Annotated in this window: 19 protein-coding genes; 7 read left to right on the plus strand and 12 right to left on the minus strand. The window is 60.6% G+C overall.

What is annotated here, in order from left to right; all coding sequences use genetic code 11:
* Nucleotides 1-51: 51 nt before the first annotated feature.
* Nucleotides 52-564, minus strand: coding sequence for an MOSC domain-containing protein (locus tag ABD919_RS23700; protein ID WP_345238582.1), 513 nt, complete (start codon nucleotides 562-564; stop codon nucleotides 52-54).
* A 312-nt stretch (nucleotides 565-876) separates the two neighbouring features.
* On the opposite strand from ABD919_RS23700, the gene ABD919_RS23705 reads away from it, so the two are divergent.
* A complete protein-coding gene (locus ABD919_RS23705) occupies nucleotides 877-1839 on the plus strand; it encodes a M48 family metalloprotease (RefSeq protein ID WP_345238583.1) in 963 nt (320 codons plus the stop codon).
* Nucleotides 1840-1942: 103 nt separating this feature from the next.
* Nucleotides 1943-2821 carry a DNA-formamidopyrimidine glycosylase gene (gene mutM / locus ABD919_RS23710; protein ID WP_345238584.1) on the plus strand — a complete coding sequence of 293 codons (879 nt, stop codon included), beginning with the start codon at nucleotides 1943-1945 and terminating at the stop codon, nucleotides 2819-2821.
* Here the strand turns inward: mutM and ABD919_RS23715 are convergent.
* The 7 genes from ABD919_RS23715 to ABD919_RS23745 form a co-directional block, all read right to left on the minus strand.
* On the minus strand, nucleotides 2762-3034 hold the full coding sequence (locus ABD919_RS23715) for a hypothetical protein (RefSeq protein ID WP_345238585.1): 273 nt from the start codon (nucleotides 3032-3034) through the stop codon (nucleotides 2762-2764). The genes mutM and ABD919_RS23715 overlap by 60 nt on opposite strands.
* Nucleotides 3035-3036: 2 nt before the next feature.
* The gene (locus ABD919_RS23720; RefSeq protein WP_345238586.1) at nucleotides 3037-3360 is read right to left on the minus strand and encodes a hypothetical protein; all 324 of its coding nucleotides are present in this window, start codon (nucleotides 3358-3360) and stop codon (nucleotides 3037-3039) included.
* 6 nt (nucleotides 3361-3366) lie between these two features.
* On the minus strand, nucleotides 3367-4773 hold the full coding sequence (locus tag ABD919_RS23725; RefSeq protein WP_345238587.1) for a radical SAM protein: 1407 nt from the start codon (nucleotides 4771-4773) through the stop codon (nucleotides 3367-3369).
* Nucleotides 4774-4948: 175 nt separating this feature from the next.
* On the minus strand, nucleotides 4949-5701 hold the full coding sequence (locus ABD919_RS23730) for a hypothetical protein (protein WP_345238588.1): 753 nt from the start codon (nucleotides 5699-5701) through the stop codon (nucleotides 4949-4951).
* Nucleotides 5702-5721: 20 nt separating this feature from the next.
* The gene (locus ABD919_RS23735; protein ID WP_345238589.1) at nucleotides 5722-6402 is read right to left on the minus strand and encodes a hypothetical protein; all 681 of its coding nucleotides are present in this window, start codon (nucleotides 6400-6402) and stop codon (nucleotides 5722-5724) included.
* Nucleotides 6389-7150 (minus strand): prolipoprotein diacylglyceryl transferase, encoded by a 762-nt coding sequence (locus ABD919_RS23740; RefSeq protein WP_345238590.1) that lies wholly within the window; start codon nucleotides 7148-7150, stop codon nucleotides 6389-6391. The genes ABD919_RS23735 and ABD919_RS23740 overlap by 14 nt, the downstream gene beginning before the upstream one ends.
* 181 nt (nucleotides 7151-7331) lie before the next feature.
* Complete coding sequence (locus tag ABD919_RS23745) at nucleotides 7332-8369, minus strand: SDR family NAD(P)-dependent oxidoreductase (RefSeq protein WP_345238591.1); 1038 nt, start codon at nucleotides 8367-8369, stop codon at nucleotides 7332-7334.
* Between the two features lie 187 nt (nucleotides 8370-8556).
* On the opposite strand from ABD919_RS23745, the gene ABD919_RS23750 reads away from it, so the two are divergent.
* The 4 genes from ABD919_RS23750 to ABD919_RS23765 all read left to right on the plus strand — a co-directional run bounded on the left by ABD919_RS23750 (nucleotide 8557) and on the right by ABD919_RS23765 (nucleotide 12640).
* Nucleotides 8557-9078 carry a hypothetical protein gene (locus ABD919_RS23750; protein ID WP_345238592.1) on the plus strand — a complete coding sequence of 174 codons (522 nt, stop codon included), beginning with the start codon at nucleotides 8557-8559 and terminating at the stop codon, nucleotides 9076-9078.
* A 153-nt stretch (nucleotides 9079-9231) separates the two neighbouring features.
* The gene (locus ABD919_RS23755) at nucleotides 9232-10458 is read left to right on the plus strand and encodes a M50 family metallopeptidase (RefSeq protein ID WP_345238593.1); all 1227 of its coding nucleotides are present in this window, start codon (nucleotides 9232-9234) and stop codon (nucleotides 10456-10458) included.
* Between the two features lie 78 nt (nucleotides 10459-10536).
* Nucleotides 10537-11562 carry a bile acid:sodium symporter family protein gene (locus ABD919_RS23760; protein ID WP_345238594.1) on the plus strand — a complete coding sequence of 342 codons (1026 nt, stop codon included), beginning with the start codon at nucleotides 10537-10539 and terminating at the stop codon, nucleotides 11560-11562.
* 52 nt (nucleotides 11563-11614) lie between these two features.
* Nucleotides 11615-12640, plus strand: coding sequence for an LLM class flavin-dependent oxidoreductase (locus tag ABD919_RS23765; RefSeq protein WP_345238595.1), 1026 nt, complete (start codon nucleotides 11615-11617; stop codon nucleotides 12638-12640).
* A 7-nt stretch (nucleotides 12641-12647) separates the two neighbouring features.
* Here ABD919_RS23765 and ABD919_RS23770 read toward each other — a convergent pair whose 3' ends face one another.
* The 3 genes from ABD919_RS23770 to ABD919_RS23780 form a co-directional block, all read right to left on the minus strand.
* Nucleotides 12648-14219, minus strand: a complete 1572-nt coding sequence (locus ABD919_RS23770; protein WP_345238597.1) for a hypothetical protein — start codon at nucleotides 14217-14219, stop codon at nucleotides 12648-12650.
* Between the two features lie 200 nt (nucleotides 14220-14419).
* Nucleotides 14420-16000: a hypothetical protein gene (locus ABD919_RS23775; protein WP_345238599.1), complete on the minus strand. Its 1581-nt coding sequence runs from the start codon at nucleotides 15998-16000 to the stop codon at nucleotides 14420-14422.
* A gap of 315 nt (nucleotides 16001-16315) precedes the next feature.
* Complete coding sequence (locus ABD919_RS23780) at nucleotides 16316-17089, minus strand: sulfite exporter TauE/SafE family protein (protein ID WP_345238600.1); 774 nt, start codon at nucleotides 17087-17089, stop codon at nucleotides 16316-16318.
* Nucleotides 17090-17165: 76 nt separating this feature from the next.
* Between ABD919_RS23780 and ABD919_RS23785 the strand changes: the two genes are divergently transcribed.
* On the plus strand, nucleotides 17166-17891 hold the full coding sequence (locus tag ABD919_RS23785) for an SIMPL domain-containing protein (RefSeq protein ID WP_345238601.1): 726 nt from the start codon (nucleotides 17166-17168) through the stop codon (nucleotides 17889-17891).
* Between the two features lie 83 nt (nucleotides 17892-17974).
* Here ABD919_RS23785 and dnaB read toward each other — a convergent pair whose 3' ends face one another.
* A complete protein-coding gene (dnaB, locus tag ABD919_RS23790) occupies nucleotides 17975-20623 on the minus strand; it encodes a replicative DNA helicase (RefSeq protein WP_345238602.1) in 2649 nt (882 codons plus the stop codon).
* Nucleotides 20624-20719 lie beyond the last annotated feature (96 nt).

Raw genomic sequence — 20719 nt, forward strand, 5'->3', positions numbered from 1 at the left:
CGTCACCTGCTGAATTGCAGCTTGGGCAAAGCACGAAGCTGGCTTGCTGCCCTAGACTACGCGTACCTCGTCGCCGAGCCGGATAATGCCGCCCTGAGCAATGTGCGCGGTTAAGCCACCGTGGCCGCGCATGGCATTGTAGCCGCCCGGCCCCAGCTCTTCTTCCATGCGCGAGCAGGGGTGGCACTCGCCCGTAATGTCCAGCACCACTTCCGCCCCAATGCGGACCTGGCGGTTTTTCAGGGCCAGCAGATTCAGGCCGCTTATGACCAGGTTGCGGCGCAGGCGAGCCGGGTCGAGGGGGGCGGGCAGGCCCAGAAAGCCGGCTACGGCGGCCAGGTGCTCCTGCTGAATCAACGTAATCTGGCGCTTGCCGCCCGGCTTGGGCCGCGCGTGGTCGCCCAGCAGGTGGGAGTCGGCGAGTACTTCCACCTCTGCCACGGCCAGCATGGCTTCCCGGCGTTTGGGGCGCAGTCCAATCCACTCCAGGCGCCCAGTCTGCGGCAGGGTGCCCAGGAGCCGGGCTACGGTCGATTTGTCGTCTCCAAAGAAAGGAAATGGCATAGGCAGTGATAATCAGAGGGCACTTGCGGATGAGCTTACTTCACCATCCTCGGCACAGAAAATAAGGAACTGCCAGCAGCCCTAAAACGTTGTCCTGATAACGATAAAAAGCCGGGTGATGCAGCCTTTTATCTCCAACCCGGTACTTACTGTAAGCCTGTCGATTTTGGCCCGCTGCTTGCAAACGGCTGCCCAACTCCTCCTCTTAAGCACCAAGCCATACGGATAACTCTACAAGACTGCGTGTATTCGCTGCGTGTTTCCGGCACCGCGCCAGCCCTGGCCGGGCCTTCACCTTTGCCTTATCAAGCTATGCGTTTTCTTGTTGATTATCTGAGCCGCCTGGCTGCTCCGCTGCTTGTTGCCGCCCCTTTGCTACTGGCTGCGCCTGCCCAGGCCCAGTCGGCGCCCCCCAGCACCGACGTGCTGCGGGAAATTACCGACGTCGTTGGCCTCAAGGCCCGCTTCGAGCTGCGCGCCACCCGCGACATCGACAACGCCGCCGCGGTGGTGTACGACGGCAAGCGCTACCTGCTCTACAACCCCGACTTCCTGGCCGCCGTGAACCGCGCCGGCCATACCGACTGGGCTGGCATCAGCATCCTGGCCCACGAAATGGGCCACCACCTCAACGGCCACACCCTGCGCGGCGGCGGCTCCAAGCCGGCCGATGAGCTGGAAGCCGATGAGTTTTCCGGCTTTGTGCTGCGCAAGCTGGGCGCCAGCCTGGCCCAGGCCCAGGCCGCCATGGCCACCGTGGCCGATGAAGGCGGCTCCGGTACTCACCCCGGCCGCTCGCCCCGCCTCAGCGCCATTGGCCAGGGCTGGCAGCGCGCCAACGCCCAGATTGTGGCCAGCACTGCCGCTGCGGCGCCTTCTGCCATACCCGCAGTAGTGGCCAGCCGTAACCAGGCCGCCGCTCAGGTCAGCGCCGCCGTGAGCCGCTACCCCACGGCCCCGGTGGCCGACGACAGCCGCCTGGATACCCGCGAGGCCGTTGCCGTAAACACCTCAGGCGAGTCGGTGCGGCTGGTGGGGCAAATCACCTTCCGCGACAACCCCGAGCAGCGCTACTACCTCACCAGCAGCCTGAAGGTGCTGCGCGTCGACGACGACCAGACGGCCGCCGTAGTGGGCCGCTTGGTGCGCACCAGCAGCACGGCCTTTCCCTATGTGCTCACCGACGGCCAGCAGCGCCGCCTGTTCGTAACCGGCAAAGGCGATGTGTACGACAAAGCCGGCAAGCGCGTAGCCAAGCTGCACGACTCCCTTTAAACTGAATTATGAGTTATGAATTATGAATTATTTTTTGACCGCCTAATGGCCCAAATAATTCATAACTCATAACTCATAACTCATAACTCATAACTCATCCCCCTTGCCTGAATTACCCGAAGTAGAAACCTACCGCCGTTTTATCGACGAGCTGGCCGTGGGCCAAACGATAGCTGCTGTGCAGGTGAACGATGCCCACGTACTCGCCACGCCCGAAGACCAGCTCCGCACCGGCCTGCTGGGGCGTGCTGTTCGGGGTACCAGCCGGCTGGGCAAAAACTGCTTTCTGGAGCTCGACAACGGGCAGGTGCTGGTGCTGCACTTCGGCATGACTGGCGACGTAGCCGCTTACCGCGACGAGGCTGATATGCCCCGCTTCACCCGCGTAGCTCTGCACCTTGCCGATGGCCTGCGCATCGCCTTCATCGACCCGCGCAAGTTTGGCCGCATCCGGCTGGCAGAGAGCATTACAGCCTTTCAGAAAGCAAAGAAGCTGGGCCCCGATGCCCTTGATATCAGCGCGGCCGAGCTGCAGCAGAAGCTGCAGCGCCGCAATACCCTGCTTAAGCCCCTGCTGCTCGACCAGGGCATCACGGCCGGCCTCGGCAACTGGATAGTGGATGAGGTGCTGTTTCAGGCCCGGATTCATCCGGAGCGCTCCGGCGCCTCCCTCTCCACGCTGGAGTTTGAAGCGCTGCACGCCGCCATCCAGCTGGTGCTGAGCACGGCCATCCGGCAGGAGGCCAGCTACCGGCAATTCCCGGCCTCGTTTCTGATTCATGCCCGGGAATGGGACGAGCCGGCCACGCCCGGCAGTGAGGCTCATAAGTTCTGCCCCCGGCACGCGGAAGTAAAAATTGAGAAATACTACGTGGGCGGCCGGGCTACCTATACCTGCGCTCATTGCCAGCCAGTACCCACCTCAGAGCGGAATATGCAAGCCGCCAAAGCAGGCTCCAAACCCCACCAACAGCACCAGTAGCGCACTCAGCCAGTGCCCCTGCCGGGCTTCACGTGAATCGGAAACCGCCCCAAACAAGGCGTTGATAAAGAATTGCAGCGCAATGATGCCCGCCATCATAATCATAAATGCCAGACCTGATTCGGAACCCTGGTTGAGCAGGCGCATCGCCACGGCCAGCACCAGTAGTACCACGAGGTTGACGAGCAGAATACGCTGAAAAGTTGATTTCATCATTAATTGCTTTCTGGTGCCTCAACTTCTTCTATTTCTATTTGCCGTTGTTGCTTACTCTCTTTCGCGCAAGTGCCAAACCCGATGAGCAGCAGGAGCAGGAACGACAGGAAAAATCCCCCGGTGTAGCCCGCGTCGCGTCGCCGCTCAAACAAGAGAAATACAAAGCCGAGCAAACCATTGATGCAAGACAGCATCAACAGAGCCAAACCGTTGAAAGGCTCGTGGGGCCAGTTGCGTCCAACAGCTAGAAGCAAAATGCTCAGGTTAATTCCCAGCGGCCATGCATAGCGATGCCGGCCCTTCTCAGTGGATTCAGTGGCCATAAACTATCAGACAATAGTTACCCGCTCGGCCCGCAGCTCCTCCAGTCGCGCTAGTTTTTCCTGGTCGCGGTAAAAGATATTCATCGTCTCGAACGGAATAATTTTCAAGTCCTTGCTCACGATGTGCACGCAGGATTTTTTCACCGCGCGCACGTCGAAATTCCAGGCGTCCATGAATTGGAGAATAATTACCCGAAATAAATTCTCGTAGCTCAGGTTAGGCGCCTGCACCTGGGGCAGGCAGCACAGCAGCTGATTTAAATCCGGCGTGACGGTATCCACGGTATTGGCCGTGCTGAACAAACGCAGCAGGTGCTGCCGCAGGCGCGGGTCGCGCTCATACACAATGGTATTGCTGGAATTGGAAAGCAAGTCGGCCGGCTGAATGTAGCGGGTAAGGGGAAATACTTCGCCTTCCAGCTTCAGCGCGTAGCCCATCACCAGCGCGTCGGGGTTGCAGGGCACGGGCAGCAGGTCGGCCGCCGTGAAAACCGGGCTTTGGTCGATAATGCCCTGCCGTACTTCGGTAAGCGAGAATGAGTCGGTTTCGGGGTTGAAGTTGTCGAGCCGTCCGGCTGCCTGCGTAGGCTGAAACGTGACGCCGCGCACGCAGCGCTGCTGCAGGGCGAAATCAATGATTTCGCCCATCTCGTCGTCGTTCAATCCCTTTTGCAAGGTCACCACCAGGGTGGTGCTCAGGTTGTACTTGTTGAGGTGCTCCAGGGCCTGCAGCCGTATCTGGCGCAGGTCGCGGCCCCGCATGGCTTGCAGCACGTTTTCGCGGAAGGAGTCGAACTGCAGGTACACCTCGAAGGCACCGGCGTAGGTGGCCAGCCGCGCCACGAAGGCCTCGTCCTTGGCCAGGCGCACGCCGTTGGTGTTCACCATCAGGTGCTTGATGGGCTTGCGCTTGCACATGTCCAGAATTTCCCAGAACTGCGGGTGCAGCGTGGGCTCACCGCCGGAAATCTGCAGCACGTCGGGCTCGCCCTCGTTGGCCACCACCAAATCCACCATGGCTTCCACTTCTGCCAGCGAGCGATGCCGGCCGTGGGTGGGGCTGCTCTCGGCGTAGCAGGTGGGGCAGGTGAGGTTGCAGCGGTCGGTTATCTCCACCACGGTCAGGCAGCTGTGCTGCTCGTGGTCGGCACACAGCCCGCAGTCGTAAGGGCAGCCGAAGTGCGTGGCCGTGTTGAAGCGCCGGGGCGTTTCGCTGGGCTTCACGTAGTTGCGAATGCTCTTGTAATACTCTACATCGGTGGCGATGCGTACTTTCTGCCGCCCGTGCTCTGGGCAGCGTTTGAGCATATACACGTTGCCATCCTCGAACACGATTTTCGCTTCTATGCGTCGCAGGCAGTGCGGGCAAAGGCTGAGGGTGAAATCGTAGTAGGTGTAAGGGCGGATGGGCATGGGGTAAGCGTACTGGTTGCGACCGGGAAGGTAGTCACCATCCGTATTCTGTCGCTGCCACAGCAGCTGCTGTACCTCATAGGCTTAATTTAACTTTTGGAGTGTGCAAATGCCTTGCAGCTGAAAATGGCAGGATACTAACAGGTTCGGTACACCATTATAGAGAAAATGGGAGTCACCAACGGCGTGACGCAGGTGCTTTTACAGCCTTATTTTGTGGCTTTACCGTGTAGTGGCTGATTTTGCCATTACTATTAATCTTGTAGTAAACCGTCTTCTTTTTCGATTGGAGTACTGACATGGTTCTGGCATTTTTACTGGTTGACCAGCTCGTCTGCGTAATGATTCCATCTTCGCTCAAGTTTGACGTAATGCCCGATTGATTTAGGGCATGTACACTTTTGCTTGCTTGGAAGGGTGCTACATAAAAGGGTAATTCCTGGGTGTCAAACGCAAATAAGCTTATGATTAGCAATTCTTTGCTGACGGTCGCCAGGTATTGGTTGTGGAATGCGTCTGAAAGTAAGATAGTGTGAAACCCTGGCTTAGCCCTCCATCTAACTTTGGTTATGAACTTATCCTTGTGATTGTCGCCCAGATAAAAAAAGCTTTTATCCAGGCTTGATATGAAGTAGTCTTTAGTTTTGAAAAGCTTATCGAATAACAGCGGTTGGTATATGTCGCCGCGGTTTCGATGGTTTACCCGGTAAATACTATCAAGGCCGAGCTTTTCCTCTGCTGACTTACTCTTGGACTCATGAAAGCGCCTCAATACGTTTAAGCGGCTAAGGCTAATAGAGTGAATAGAGTCAAGCAAGGTATTGGTGTCGAGGCATTGTGCCGACGCTAAAGGCGGATAATATATAAAGCTGCCTGCAATGGCCAGTAAGGTAAATTTTCTTAGCATTGAAGAAGCTTGGTACATCATAACTTATTCGAGTTGAACAGCTACTTTTCGTAAGGGGTGATAGTACCGCTAGCAGCTATTCGGTATTTTTTTGCTATTCTACTGGAGTCTATGACTGTTCCGGTTACATCATGCGTGGTTTTAGTCCATGCTTCTTGTATTATAAGTCCCTGCTCATTGTAGCTTGAGCTTATCCCGGATTCCACTTTTTTGTAGACCAGAGGCTTTTTGCTTATTGGGTATAGTATGATATTATCTATTTTATGAAAGTTTATAAAGTCGATGAGAGACAAGTCTTTGTTTAAAGTTGTTAAATACATGTTGCGGTATTGGTCTGCTAAAAGGGCAACGTAGTATATTGGTGACTCTGCGTGTTTTACTTTGGTTACAAACGTTTTTTCGTAATGTTCTTCCAAAAGCTTAAGTAGTGAGTCAGCTTTAGGATTGTTGCTCTTGCGCGAAAAGATTTTATCAAGAATGATTAATTGGTAAACATCTCCCTTGTTAATGCGACTTAATCTAATTGTGCTATCCAGGGCAGTGCTTACTTCATCATAATCTGCCTGTTGGCCTAAGCTCGTCAGAGTCCTGAGGTTTATAGAATAGATAGAGTCCAGCAAGGTGTTGGTATTAATACACTGCCCCTGGGCTTCCGGTGCTAGCCCTGCTATTATTCCAAAGAGTAACCCTCCGTAAATAAATAATTGCTTAATGATTAGCATCGGGGCTGGCTGTTAACGAACTTGTCCATAACCAAACATAATACGCCAGCCCCGCCACGCAAGCCCACTGGATGGCGGTGAGCCCCAGTCCCGGCAGGGGAGGAGTAGGCTTGATAAATTCCACCAGCAGCCGGAAAAGCAGGTAGGCGGCCAGAAACAGCTGAAACCGGCGACCGTCCGGCAGGGGCCGGCGCTGCTCCAGCAGTCCCAGCCCCTGCGCCAGCAGGCCCAAAAACAGGACTTCGTACAGGTTGGTGGGGTGGCGGTGAATGCCGTCGCCGAAATTGATGCCCCAGGGCAGGGCAGTAGCCGTGCCGTAGGTACCATCTTCCAGTCCGCTCAGAAAGCAGCCCACCCGGCCAATGCTCAGCCCCAGCAGTAGCGGAAATACCATCAGGTCGCCGGAAGAGGCCCGCACGCCGAGGCGCTTCTTGGTCAGCTCCACACCAATGAGGCCGCCGAGAAAGCCCCCAACAATGGTTTTGTTGGTGAAGTAGTACAGCCAGCCGCCGGGCGGGTTCAAGAGCTGCGCCGGGTGCTCCAGCAAGCCCAGCACACGCGAGCCGAGCAGGGCCCCGGCCGCCGCTCCCACAAATATCCACTGCCGGTGAGCACTGCTGATGGGGTCGGTGCCCCGGGAGCGCAGCTTGGTGTAGAGCCGGTAACCGAGGGTATAGGCCAGTACTTCGCAAAGCAAGTGTATAGGAAGGCGGCCCGCACCAATTGCCAGCTCAACGGGGAATTGCATGCCGCGAAGATGCAGCAGAAGGAGCTTAAACAAAGGCAAGGATGTGCTGCCTAATCAGCGGGACTTTACTTAAGCCCAGCCCCGTAATGCTGCTGAGAAGAGAATTTGCCCGGCTTGCTTCCTCAGCAGATTCAATACTACAAGTGTAAGCGGCGGGTACGCTGCCAGCACAAGCCGGGCATCAAAGCTCGTTGTTCTCCTGGGCGGCCTTTTGGGTCAGAATGGTCAGCGGGGAGCGGGTCAGGGCCGACTCGCTTTCGGAGCCCAGGCGGCGGGTATTGGCGGCGGGGCTTTCGCCGGTGGCGGGCAGGGCGCGGTTCATCCAGCCCAGCACGTCGGTGGTGGTGCCCGGAAACAGCCCGTGCATCGTCGACAAAAACTTGGCGGGCAGTGAGAGAATGATTTCGCCATCGCCGCGGCGGCAGGCATTCCAGATTTGGCGGGCGGCCCGCTCGGCATCGATGGTGAAGCCGGGCAGGGAGTCGGCAATGGTAAACCAGGCGTATTCCTTTTGGTGCTGGCCCTTCACCATGGCATGGCCGGCGCTGCCTGTACGCATCAGCCCGGGGCATACCGTGGTAACGGTGATGCCGTGCTGCTTGAGCTCGGAGCGGAAGCCCTCCGACAGGCCTGTAAGGGCGAACTTGCTGGCACAGTAAGGCGCCAGGTGAGGCACGGCCACCTTGCCGCCCAGCGAGGAGATGTTGACGATGCGGCCCGCACCCCGGCGGCGCATAGACGGCAGCACGGCCTGCATGGCGTGCAGCGGGGCCCAGAAGTGCGTAGCCATGGAGTCTTCGTAGTCGCGCAGGTCCATGTTGTCGAGCGGCCCGGCGGTGATAATGCCGGCGTTGTTAATCAGCACGTCCACCGGCCCGAGCAGCTTTTCTACCTCGGCCACCATCAGGCGCACTTCCAGCGCGTCGGTAAGGTCATGGGCCAGGGTGAGTACCTGGCTTTCAGTGGCCCCGCATTCCATTAAGTCCTGCTGGGCCCGGTCGAGCTCGGCCGCGTCGCGGGCGCAAAGCGCCACCCGGGCACCTTCGGCCACGGCCTGCCGGGCCAGGATAAGGCCCAGGCCCCGGGAGCCGCCCGTAATTAAAACAACCCGCCCGGCCAGGTCATACGACCCGCGCCGATTCGACCAAAGGGTAGCCGCCAGGGTGGCGGCGCCGAGGCCGGCCGCCAGCAGCCAGCTATTGCGCTTCTCTTGTTTCATGGAGCTAGTATGGAAAGCAGGGAGGAAAGGTTGCGTTATGACCAGTCAAGGCCGATTTTTGTTAGCCCAACTGGCACGAAACATGAGTAGGCCGGCGTTTACGGGTAACTGCACCGGTTTTCAACCGATATTTACCCCGGCTTACTTCCCCCTTTTCTCTGGCATTCTACATCCTTATCGCGCTTCTATGAAATTTCTGTTGTTCCTGCCTCTGTTAGCGCTGGCTACAGCGGCAATTTCTCCCGCTGCCCAGGCCCAGGGCACGGCTACTACCGTAAAAACCAAGGTGAAGACCGAGGGGCAGCCCAGTGTGAAAACCAAAGCCACGGTAACACCAGCCGAGTCGGCCCCCAGCGCCGCCCAGCGCCCAACCGACGCGTCCATTGATGCCCGCGCCAACGCCCTCACCGTCAACATGCAGCAGAATCTGGGGCTTTCGCCCCAGCAAACCGAGAAAGTGCGGGCCATTAACCGGCGCAGTGTGGAGCAGGTAGAAACCGCCCGCGTGGAATACCGCACCGAGCCGCGCAAGCTGGCCGCCTATATCGATGACGTGGGCCAGTCGCGGCTCTCGGCCATCAAAGACGTGCTCACACCCGCTCAGTTCGATAAGTATCAGCGCAAGCGGGAAGAAAAAATGGGGCTGCCCAACATGCAGGGCGCCCAGGGCACGCCCCCTCCCGGCCTGGGCGGGGCCGGCGACCAGTAAGTACCACCCGCTGCCCGGGATACTGGGCAGCGGTTGCTGTTTTGAACACATCACGGGAGGGTAGCCCTGAGAGCCAGCACGCTTTTCTCGGGGCTACCCTCTCCCGTCTGGTACCCGGCAGCCCATTGCAGCGGCTCCCTTACCTTAGCTCGCATGCCAGACTCAACCAGTTTTGTAATGCCCGTGGTGTATGTGACCTTGCTGTGCCTGGTCTTGCTGAGCTGGGTAGTCGTGGTGTTTCTGCACGAGCTTGGGCATGCGGTAATGGCCCGCCTGATGGGGGCTCCATCGGCGGAGATTTACGTGGGTTCCTACGGCGATGCTGAAAGCTCCTGGCGCCTGCCGCTGCCCGGCAGGCTCACGCTGTGGTTTCGCCCCCGGCTGGTACTCACGGGTGGACTATGCCGGGCCCGGTGGCGGCCGGAAGCTCCCCCCGGCCGGGCCCGGCAGGTGGCCTTTATCCTGGCAGGGCCGGTTACTTCCACCCTGATTGCGGTGGCCCTGCTCTGGCCGGCTTTCCAGGCCGGTGCGCACGGCGCGCTCAAGCTGGTGCTGGTTGTATTTGGATGCATGTCGGTAATCGACTTGGTCGTCAACCTGCTGCCTCTGCAGCGCCAGGTGCCGCTGGACCAGGGCGGCACGGCCTACTCCGATGGCTACCAGCTCTACCGGCTGGCAGCAAGCGCCTGGTTTAACGTGCCCACCGACGAAGAGCGGCTGCAATCCGCTGCCGACATGTTCAATAAAGGCGACTACCGCGGCGCGGCCGGCCCCTTGTGCCGCCTGCTAGCCCAGTACCCCGACAGCAGCATCTACCAGCTGGCCTTCAGCGCGTATTACAACAGCCAGCAATTTGACCAAGCCCTGCAGCTGGCCGATAAATACCCCGGGCTGGAAGCCAGCTTCGATGACCACGCCACGCTCCGGGCATACCTGCTGGCCCGTACGGAGCAGCTACCTCAGGCCGAGGCCCTTTACACGGAGCTGCTGGTGAGCCAGCCGGTAGAGCAGCACCCCCTGCTGCGCAATAACCGGGGCTACTGCTACCTGTTGGCCGGCCGCTACCCCGAAGCGCAGCGCGACTTCGATGCCGTGCTGGCCCAGGAGCCGGAGAATGCCTACGCACTGGCCCAGCGGGGCCGCGTCCGGCTGGAGCTGGGCGATGCCAGCGGCCTGGCCGACCTGCACCGCGCCCAAGAGCTGAACCCCGCCGAAGCCTTTGCCTGGTGCAACCTGGGCCTGCACGCCCACGCTGCCGGCCGCTACGCCGAGGCCCTGGGCTACCTGCAGCAGGCGCAGGCGCTGGACCCCCATTTACATCGCTTGCCCGCCTACCTCGCCGCGGCGCAGGGCCAGCTACAGGCGTCCGTTGAAGCCTAGCTGCCCCGCTCGCGTATTTTGCCTTACCCTGCAGCCTGCTTCGAAACGAAGCCTGCCCACCAGCCCGTATGCCTGCCCATGAGTGAACCCGCCGCGCCTGCCCCTAATCGTTTCGCCGACCTGCTGGCCCGTGCCGGCCTCGACTGGTTTCTGCTGGGACTGCTGGGAGCAGTGGCCTTGGCTTACCTGCAGCCCGGCCTGGGCAGCACAGCCAGCCCGGTGCCGTGGAGGCTAGTGACCAGCACGGGCGTGGCGCTGGTCTTCTTTTTCTACGGGCTGAAGCTCAGCTTCGAAAAGCTGCGGGCGGGCATGCGCAACTGGCGGCTGCACACCCTGGTGCAGCTCACCACCTTCGTGCTGTTTCCCGCCCTGGCCCTGCTGGTGAAGCCGTTTTTTGGCAGCGAGAACGGCGAGCTGCTCTGGGCCAGCATCTTTTTCCTATGTGCCCTGCCCAGCACGGTTTCTACCTCGGTGGTGATGGTGAGTATTGCGGGCGGCAACTTGCCTGCCGCCATTTTCAACGCCAGCATCTCCAGCCTGCTGGGTATCGTTTTAACTCCGCTGCTCACCGGCTTGTTTCTGCATACCAGCGCCGAGGGCGGCCAGCTCTGGGGGCTGGCCCTGCAGCTGGTCTGGCAGGTGCTGCTGCCGGTAGGGGCCGGCCTCCTGCTCAATGCCCGCCTGGGCGCCTGGGCCGAGCGCCACCGGGCCCGGCTGCGGGTATTCGACCAGCTTACCATCCTGCTCATCGTCTTCACGGCCTTCTGCGAGTCTTTTGCCGAGGGTATTTTCAGCCGCTACCTGCCGGCCGACATTGGGAAGCTGGGCGCGGGCATGGTGCTGCTCTACGCCCTGGTTTTTGGAATGGTGTGGGCCCTGTGCCGGCTGCTGCGCTTTCCGCGGGCCGATACCATTGTGGCCGTGTTCTGCGGGTCCAAAAAGTCGCTGGTACACGGCAGCGTGATGGCCAGCCTGCTCTTCCCTGCCACGGCCGCCACCGGCCTTATCCTGCTGCCGCTTATGCTTTACCATGCCCTGCAGATTATCCTGGCCAGCAGCATGGCCCAGTACCTGGGCCGGCAGGAGGGAGCAGTAGTCAGGTAAACCCTACGCCCTGCCTTATGGTTGATACAGCTTACCTTATAGCTGACTGACCATGCCCTCTACCTCAAATATCCGCCTTAGCATACTCGACCAGTCACCCATTCGCCCCGGGGCCACGCCCCGGCAGGCCCTGCAGGAAACCCTGGCCCTGGCCCAGCTGGCCGAGCGCCTGGGCTACACCCGCTTCTGGGTTTCCGAGCACCACAACACCCACACCCTGGCCGGCTCGGCGCCCGAAGTGCTGCTGGCGCACCTGGGCAGCCACACCCGGCACATTCGCCTGGGCTCCGGCGGTGTGATGCTGCCCCACTACAGCGCCCTGAAGGTGGCCGAGAGCTTTCGCCTGCTCGAAACCCTGTTTCCCGGCCGCATCGACCTGGGCATGGGCCGCGCCCCCGGCGCCGACCGCCTCACGGCCTACGCCCTTAACCCCAGCAACCAGTTCAACGAAAAGGACTTTGTGGAGCAGCTCATGGACCTGCAGGCCTACCTGCGCGACGAGCGGGTGCCCGACACCATCCACGAAAAGGTAATGGCCATTCCGCAGGCTGCCACCCAGCCCGAGCTCTGGATTCTGAGCTCCAGCGGGCAGAGCGGGCTGTTTGCGGCCCACCTGGGCATGGCCTTTTCCTTTGCCCAGTTTATCAACGGCAAGGGCGGGCCCGAGGCCGTGCGCAACTACCGCGAGCGGTTCCGGCCCTCGCCGGAGCTGGCCGCGCCCCTGGCCAGCGTAGCGGTGTTTGTGCTGTGCGCCGACACCGAAGAGAAAGCGGAGGAGCTGCGCGCCGCCATGGAGCTGCAGCTGCTGCGCTTCGGCAAAGGCCAGCGGGGGGCTTTCCCCACCAGCGAGGAAGTAAGTCAGTACCAGTTTACGGCCGAAGACCGGCTGCATCTGGCCCATAACCGGGGCCGGGTGGTGAGTGGCACGGCAGCGCAGGTGAAAGCTCAGTTCGAGCAGCTGGCGGCCGACTATGCAGTAGACGAAATAGTACCCGTCACCATCACGGCCGACTTTCAGGACCGGCTGCGCTCGTATGAGCTGCTGGCCAACGCATTTGCCCTGGTTCCGGCCGCGTAAAGTGCCGTTATTTCATGGGCTGCAAGCTGTAGCGCAGCATTTTGCGGCCAGGCTCGTAGCGGTACACCAGTACCTGGCCGGGCGGGCCCACCACAAAGTTGGCCAGCTGGTCGGGGCGGTAATACACCGGCGTGGGTGGTGGCGTCCCGTTTACCACTTTGTCGGCGGCCTGCACTACGGTACCCAGCTTCTGCTGCATGCCCATAATTTTACCACTGAAGCGGTCTACGGCGGCACTGCGTGCCATGGGCGTCTCGGTCGTATACACCGGCAGCTCGGGCAGGGCCTCGATGCTGGTAGTGGCCCGCGTTGCGGTACGGGCCGGTGATTCGGCCAGCAGAGTAGAGTAGGTATAGGGCTGGCCACCTTCCACGCCGGTATACACCAGGTAGGGCTCGCCCTGCTTGCCGATGACGTGGTAGTAGCGGCTGTAGCGCAGCTCGTCGGCGTTGCTGTTCGATTTGAAGGTGCGGGCAACCGTGTACAGACTACCCAACGCTCCGGCTGCCGAGTAGTTGAACACCACGAAGGGGCCGGGCTGGGCCGCGGTGTATTCCCCCACCAGCTTCACGTCGGTGCCGGTAGTGCTCAGCAGCTCGTGTACCTGAAAGCTGGCTTTGCTGTCGTAGAGGCGCCGGGCCAGCGCGGGCTCGCCCAGGCGGGCGCCCAGCTCGGCCCAGGGCGTAAGCACCGGGGTGCTGGCCGGCCCGTCGGGGCGGTAATACGTCAAAAACACACCCAGTACGCTGTCAGGCCGCGGAGCCTGTGGCATGGCGTACAAGCCGGTGGCAGCCACGCGGCCGTCGCTCAGGGCCAGCAGGCGGGTGGGCATCAGCACCCTTTTTTCATCGCGCACGGGCGTGCGGTACAGCACCTGGCCCGTATTTCGGTCCAGGCCCAGCACCGCCATGTCGGTGTAGCTGCGCTGCTGCTTGGTGTTGGGATTCAGTACGTATGAGTCGGCCAGCACCAGGGTAATCAGGTCTTTGCTGACGGCTACCTGCAGCGGCACATGCTGGCGCAGGTCTTTGGGGAAGTACATCTTCGACCACTGCGTTTTCAGGTCTTTGTCGAGCACCGTTACCGTGTAGCCGGCCGTGTCGCGGCGAAAAGGCTGCACCACGCAAAATCCTTCGGTGGGCGTCATGGTCAGCAGCGGCGTGCCCGTGGGCATCCGGCGGCGGTCGGGCGCGGCTGCCAGGTCGCGGCGCAGCTGGGCACCGGTTTGGGGGTTGAAGGTATACAGCGACAGCAGCGCCGCGCCCTGGTCGTGAAAGGGCAGGGCAAACGTGGTTTTGCCGGCCAGGCGCGGCAGCTCGGCAGCTCCTACGGGCACGTTCAACGCATAGCGGTGGCGCACGGTCAAAGCCGGGTCGAGCAGACGCATGGCGTACACGTCCTGGCCATCTTCGCCAGCCTCGCTGCGGTAAAACACGGCGTAGCCCTGGTCATCAAGCGGCAGCACCTGCGGCAGCTGGGCCACGCCCCGGATTTCGCGCATGTCCTGGGCCTGGCCCGCGTACGAGCCGGCCAGTAATATCCCGGCAATCAGACGGAGGACAGGTACTATCTTTTGCATTGATATTTAGTAAGGAAGTATTCAGTCAGAAGGAATAGGCAGTGAGAAGGCAAGCAAGGATAAACCAGGCCGGAGAGCCCGGCTTGCTGGCTTTTTACTTTGGACCAACTACCAGACGTTTAAACACTGGGTGCAGGGCTCTTGGCCACATGTTACTGTTACGGGTGATGGAAGTCAGCCTGAAACGGCCCCGAAGCGTCCTACTTACCCGGCACGTCCAGCACCTGAAGGCGCAGGCTGGACTGGGAAGGCTCGTAGTGGCTGTACACGAACTTACCCGGCGCATGCGGCAGAATTTCGTCGTAGAAAAGCTCTGCCGGCGGCTTGCTGATGTCGTTCGAGAAGTCACGCACCGTCAGCTCGCCGCGGTCGGCAGCGCCGGGCACGGCGGGCTGGTCGAGGTAGCGGCGCGTAAAGAGGTTGTCGCGCGTGTCGGTGCCGGTTTTCAGGCTATTGACGTAGAGCAGGTTCTGGTGCCAGTTCAGGAACACTACTTCCGGCAGCTTGGCCGGGTCGGGCTGGTAGAGGAAGCGGTAAGCAAAGGCCGTTTCGTTTTCGAACTCCTTGGGCCCACCCCCCGCGTTGTGGTTGTGGTAAATCTTGTAGGGCTTGGGAATGCGGCGCAGCGACTGCAGCTGCCCCTGGGCGGAAAGCTCAAGCACTACAAAGTCGAGAATGTTGCGGCGCTGGGGGCCAGGACCCGCGCCGCCCGTGCCCGGGGCCCGCACGCCACCCGCGGCTTCATACTGCGGGTCGGTGAAGCTGAACACCTTGTACGTTTCGCCAATGAAAGCATATCCCCCTCCGGGGCGGGGCACCAGCGCATGCAGCTTCAGGGCCGGCACCTCGCCCACGGTAAAGGGCTGAATGGTAGAGCGGGTGTTGAGCTTGCCGGCCAGGTCGGCGGCGTAGCTCATGCGCGACACAAAGGCCTGCTTGCCATCGGGGCCCAGGCCGAGCACAAATAAGCCGCCGGGAGGCGGAGTGCCGGGTTTTTCAATCGATACGAAGGCGGTTTTTTGCTGGTCGCGGTAGGTGCCGGCCACCAGCAGCTGTCCGGCCGGGTCTACGGCCGTCATGGTGGGCTCGAAGCCGCTGGCGGCGGGCTGCAGCTCCTGCCGGCTTTTCTCGGTGCCGGTGGCAGCGTCGAGGCAGCTCACCTCCCAGCCGGCCTTGGAGTTGTCGAGCACTGTGTACACGGCGGCCGGTGTGGCCTCGAAGTAGCGCACCCGGTACTTGCCTTTTTCAGGCGCGAATTCCTTTTGCCATTTGGCCGTCAGGTCAGGGCCGTAGCGGGCCACCACGTAGCCTTTCTTGTCGGCGTCGATGGGGTAGGTGAGGTAGAAGTCGCCGTCGCCGGTTGCCTTGATGGATACCACGCTGCCGTACACGTCGCTGGCCGGCACCCGCACTTCCTTGGTTTTCTGGCCGGCGGCGTTTACCTGCACCAGCAAGCCTTCTTTACCCGTAAAAAAGTAGAATATGCCATTGTCGCCCACAGCCCGGGCTGCTCCCTGGTACCAGTTGCGGCCCAGTCGCAGGTCGGTGCTGCTCTTCTTCTGCAGGTCCCGCCCGTAAATTTCCAGGTGAAATAAGTCGTACACGTTGCGCTCTTGTCGCAGCATGTAGTAAAACTGCCCGTCCACGGTTTTAAAGCCGCTATAGTAGGCTGCACCCAGGTCGGAAATAGTGACGTCCTGCGCCGCTACTGGCACCGATGCAGCCAGGGATAACAGGAAGGTGCCGGCACAAAGCACCTGCCGAAACAGTGGGAAAGGCATAAAAGGCAAGAGAGGTTAAGCCAGTTCTCTTACCAGGCATAATGCAACCAGGTCGATGAAGAAGCTTAACAAATATAGCGCTTAAAACCTGAAAAACAACCGTCCTCCAGCTTTCTGCTAAATGCTAATCTTTTAATTAATAAGCTACTTGCCGTGCTTATGTTAGTGGGCTGCCCGGTTTCCTGATATTAGATTCATTTGCTTGAAAGTACAATTTTTAGCGAATGGTAGATAAGTGGCCATACTTAATCTATTCTATCCCGGCAGAGGCGCTGCTGAGCTGAAGTAAGGTCCCGTGGTGGGTAGCCAGAGCATTCAGAAGCCAAACGTCTCCCAGCCCAGCTTCAGGATAAAGGCGCTGACGATGAGCAGGAACAGCACCCGCACAAAGCCGGTGCCGCGCTTCAGCGCCAGGCGGGCGCCCAGCGTAGAGCCCAGCACGTTGCACACGGCCATGGGCAGGGCCACGTGGTACAGGACCTGCCCGGTGGAGGCGAAGTAAGCCAACGCGGTGAGGTTGGTAGCCACGTTCACCAGCTTGGCGGAGGCCGAGGCCGAGAGAAAGTCGTAGCCAAACAGCCCCACGAAGGCAAACAGCAGCAGGCTACCCATGCCCGGCCCAAAGAAGCCGTCGTAGAAGCCCAGCACCGCCCCTAGCAGCACCCCCATGGCCATTTCGCGCCGGCCATGCAGGCGCGGCGCGTGCAGGCTGCCAAAGTCCTTGCGCCAGAGGGTGTAAATGGCCATTACCACCAGCAGCCCCAGCACCAGGGGCCGCACCAGCTCTTTGTTGAGGTGGCTCACGGCCTTGGCCCCCAGAAAGGCAAATGCCCCGGCCGTAAGCGCCGCCAGCCCCACCGTGCGCCAGCGCAGCGGCACGGCGTCGGGGCCGGTAAGGTAGCGGCGCAGCGCCGCCAGCGTGCCCGTCACGCTCGACAGCTTGCCCGTGCCCAGTATGGTAGGTACCGGCACCCCCGGCAGCAGCAGCAGCATAGCGGGCAGCTGAATCAGGCCTCCACCGCCCACCACGGCATCAATAAAACCCGCCAGGAAGGCGAAAAAGCCCAGCAGAAGCAGCGTTACACTCATGGTACGAAGGTAGGGCCGGCCGGCATTCGGCAATATTGGCCGTGAGTTGCCGTTGAGATGCTTTAACCTGCTTTTTATGAAACGCTTGTTTTTGACGGCCGCGTACGCGCTTGTTACTTTGAGTTTTAGCAGCTGCCAGCCCGCTGCGCCCGTCGCCACTGCGCCACGGCAGGTAAATAGCGTGGGCTATGGCACCGTTACCATCTATCCCGACTACGCCGAGCTGACTGTGGACGTCGCCTTCACACGCCCCCGGCTGAAAGATGCCGTGGCGGAAGTGCAGCAGGTCGTCGACGAGGTATTGCCCCTGGCCCGGCGCTACGCCCCTGGCCCAAACAATGTGCGCATCAGCAGCACGTCGTCCAACAAGGAGTTCGATTACGTGCGGGGCAAGCAGGTTTTTACGGGGTTCAATTCTACGCAGTCGGTTACCATAAAGCTGGACAATCTCAACCAGCTCTCGCCCTTTCTGGAAGAGCTGCTGGCTACGCGCATCAGCCGCATAAAAGACCTGAGCTACGGCCACAGCCGCGCCGACAGCCTGCGCCGCGAAGCCAACGTGCTGGCCCTGGTCGATGCCTCCAAAACAGCCGATAAAATGTGCGCCGCCCTGGGCGTGCGGCGGGGGGCCGTGCTCGAAGTCGGCGACGCGCATAGTTCCCAAAGCAGCCGCGATGGCTGGCAAAGCTCCACGGCCGACGTTGAGCTGTACAGCAAAGGCTTCGGCGGGCGGGGCTTCAAAATGACGCCCGAGCTGCTGCGCTTCAACAGCGTATGCCGCCTCACCTGCGTCCTGGAGTAGGGGAAGTTAGGAGTAGGTAGGATTAAAGAAAAAGAGGTTGCGCAAGCCTTGCGCAACCTCTTTTTACCTCGCGAAACCTCGCGCTAAAACGGCGGCTCCTCAAACTTGCTGATGTTGCCTTTCGGGAAAGGCACCGGCGACTCATTAATCTTGGAGCCCAGGCGGATGGTGTTGGGCGCGTAGCCGCTGGGCTCGTCGTCGAAGGTGCTGGCGGGCAGGCCCATGGGCTGGTAGCTGCCCGCGTCGGGCGTAAAGGCGCCGTCCATGCCATCGAGGTCGCCGAACTTGGTGAAGCGGCCGATAAACTTGAGCTGCACGGTTTCCAGGGAGCCGTTCCGGTGCTTGGCGATGATGACCTCGCCCACGCCCTGGGTGGAGTTGCCTTCGGCATCCTGGTCGAGGCCGTAGTACTCGGGGCGGTAGAGGAAGATTACCATGTCGGCGTCCTGCTCGATGGAGCCCGATTCACGCAGGTCACTCAGCTGGGGGCGCTTTTCGCCGCCGCGGGTTTCCACCGAGCGCGAAAGCTGCGACAGCGCCAGCACGGGCACGTTCAGCTCCTTGGCAATGCCTTTCAGGGCCCGCGAGATGCTGGCAATCTCCTGTTCGCGGTTGCCGCCACGCCCGTCGGTGTTGCCGCTCATCAGCTGCAGGTAGTCGATGATAATCATCTGCACATCCTTCTGCGAGCGCAGGCGGCGGCACTTGGTGCGCAGCTCGCGGATGCTCAGGCCCGGCGTGTCGTCGATGTAAATCGGGGCTGCCGACAGCTCCGTAATCTTGTGGTTGAGCTGCTGCCACTCGTAGTCGGCCAGGCTGCCCTTCTTCAGCTTTTCCGAGTCCAGCTCGGCCTCGGCCGAAATCAGGCGGTTTACCAGCTGCAGCGACGACATTTCCAGCGAGAAGATGGCCACTGCTTTCTTGTGCTCCACGGCCGCGTTGCGCATGGCCGATACTACGAAAGCGGTGTTGTGCGTCACGGTCATGTCCTGCAGCAGGAACAGGCGGTTGCCGTCAATCTCGAAGCCGTAGTAGTCGTCTACTTTGTCGAACTCCACCGAGATGCCCGTCATGCGCCAGTCCACCGACGATGCCCAGGGATTGGCCTTCTTGCGGGTCACGCGCACCGGAATCCGGTCGAGGTCGCCGTAGAAGCGCACGCGCCACACCTCGCTTTCGTAGCCGATGCTGGAAATAACCGCCCGCTTCTTGGTCAGCGAGGTGCGGAAGCCCAGCGAGTCGCACAGAAACTTAATCTGCCGGGCCAGGCGCTGGTTTTTCTGGGTGATTTCGTAGCCGTTGCTCACCACGTTCAGGTGCCCGTCGCTGTCAATCAGGCCCGCCAGCAGCCGCAGCCGGTTTTCGGTCGAGTTAATGGCGTAGGCCCGGGGAATGTGCTTGTCGCCGAGCACACCCAGCTGCCGCAGCTCATCCTGCAGCGAGTACTCCAGCACGTTGCCTCCTTGGCGGCCTTTGGTAATGCCGTAGCTGTTGCAGCGGTTCTCTACCACCCCCACAGTCACCTGCATACCCAGCATGTCCGCGTACTCGTGCAGATAGTCTATGATTTCCTGGTCCTGCCCCGTGATGCGGCAGTTGTTGCTGGCGCCGTCGCCCAGCCACACACCAAGGAAGTAGGGGTCCACGGGCAGCTCCTGGGCTTCGAACTCCACCGCCACCTTATAGCCTTTGTAGTTGGAGCGGAACTTCGGGCTCTTGGCCAGCCAGTCCTTCACCGTAATGTTGAGCACGTCGCCGTGCCGGTGCAGGCCCTCATTTCGGCTGCGCTTGAGCGAGAGAATGTGGCTCTCGTTCACGCGGTAGTCGTCGCCCTTGTTCTGGCGCACCCAGTACATGTTTTCGCGGCCCCGGGCAATGCTCAGCACCCGGCGCGGGGTGGAGTCGTCGCCCATCAGCAGCTCGCCCTCGCGCACGTCTTCCACGTTGCGCAGGTCGCCGTTGTACATCAGTACCTTGGTGCCTTTGCCCAAGCACTTACCCATGCCGGGGCGAGCCGCAATAATCACAAGGTCAGAGGGCTGCCAGCCGCTCGTGACGCGGTCCAGGGCCGTGAAGCCGGAGGGCACGCCGGTGAGGCCGTCCTTCTGGTTTTTCTTTTCTTCCAGCTCCTTGATGGCCTTGCCCATCAGGCTGCGCATGTCATCGAAGTTCTTGCGGATGTTCGACTCCGACACCTCAAACAAAGCCGCCTCGGTGTCGTCGAGCAGCTTGAATACGTCGGTAGTATCCTCAAACGCGTCCTTCTGAATCTCGCTGGAGATGCGAATCAGCTCGCGCTTGATAGCCGTCTCGGTGATGATGCGGGCGTGGTACTCGATGTTGGCCGCCGAGTTCACTTTCAGCGTCAGGTTGGCCACGTAGAAGGGGCCGCCGCTGGCTTCGAGCTCGCCCATCTCGCGCAGCTCGTGCACCACGGTCAGCTGGTCGATGGGCTCCGACTTGTCGAACAGGCGGATGATGGCCCGGTAGATGCGCTGGTGGCTGTCTTTGTAAAAGCTCTCGGGCTTGAGTAGGTCGATTACCGAGGTCAGGGCGTCCTTTTCCAGCATCAGGGCGCCCAGCACGGCCATTTCCAGCTCGGGGGCCTGGGGCGGAAGCTTGCCGGCCGCGCCACCGTTGAAAGGAACCACACCTCCTGCGCCGCGCGTGGCCAAAGCTGCTTTGGCGCGGGCTGCGGATTGCTTGAGGCGGTCGTCCATCCGGTCTTGCATTGAATGTGAAATAGTTGAGGTAAGAAAAGAAGGACAACAGGGGACGGCCGATAAAATCAGCCGCCAACGGAATAACAAAGCTAACCCCGGAAGGGC

Origin of the sequence: Hymenobacter saemangeumensis, assembly GCF_039541835.1 — a bacterium.
Lineage (GTDB): Bacteria > Bacteroidota > Bacteroidia > Cytophagales > Hymenobacteraceae > Hymenobacter > Hymenobacter saemangeumensis.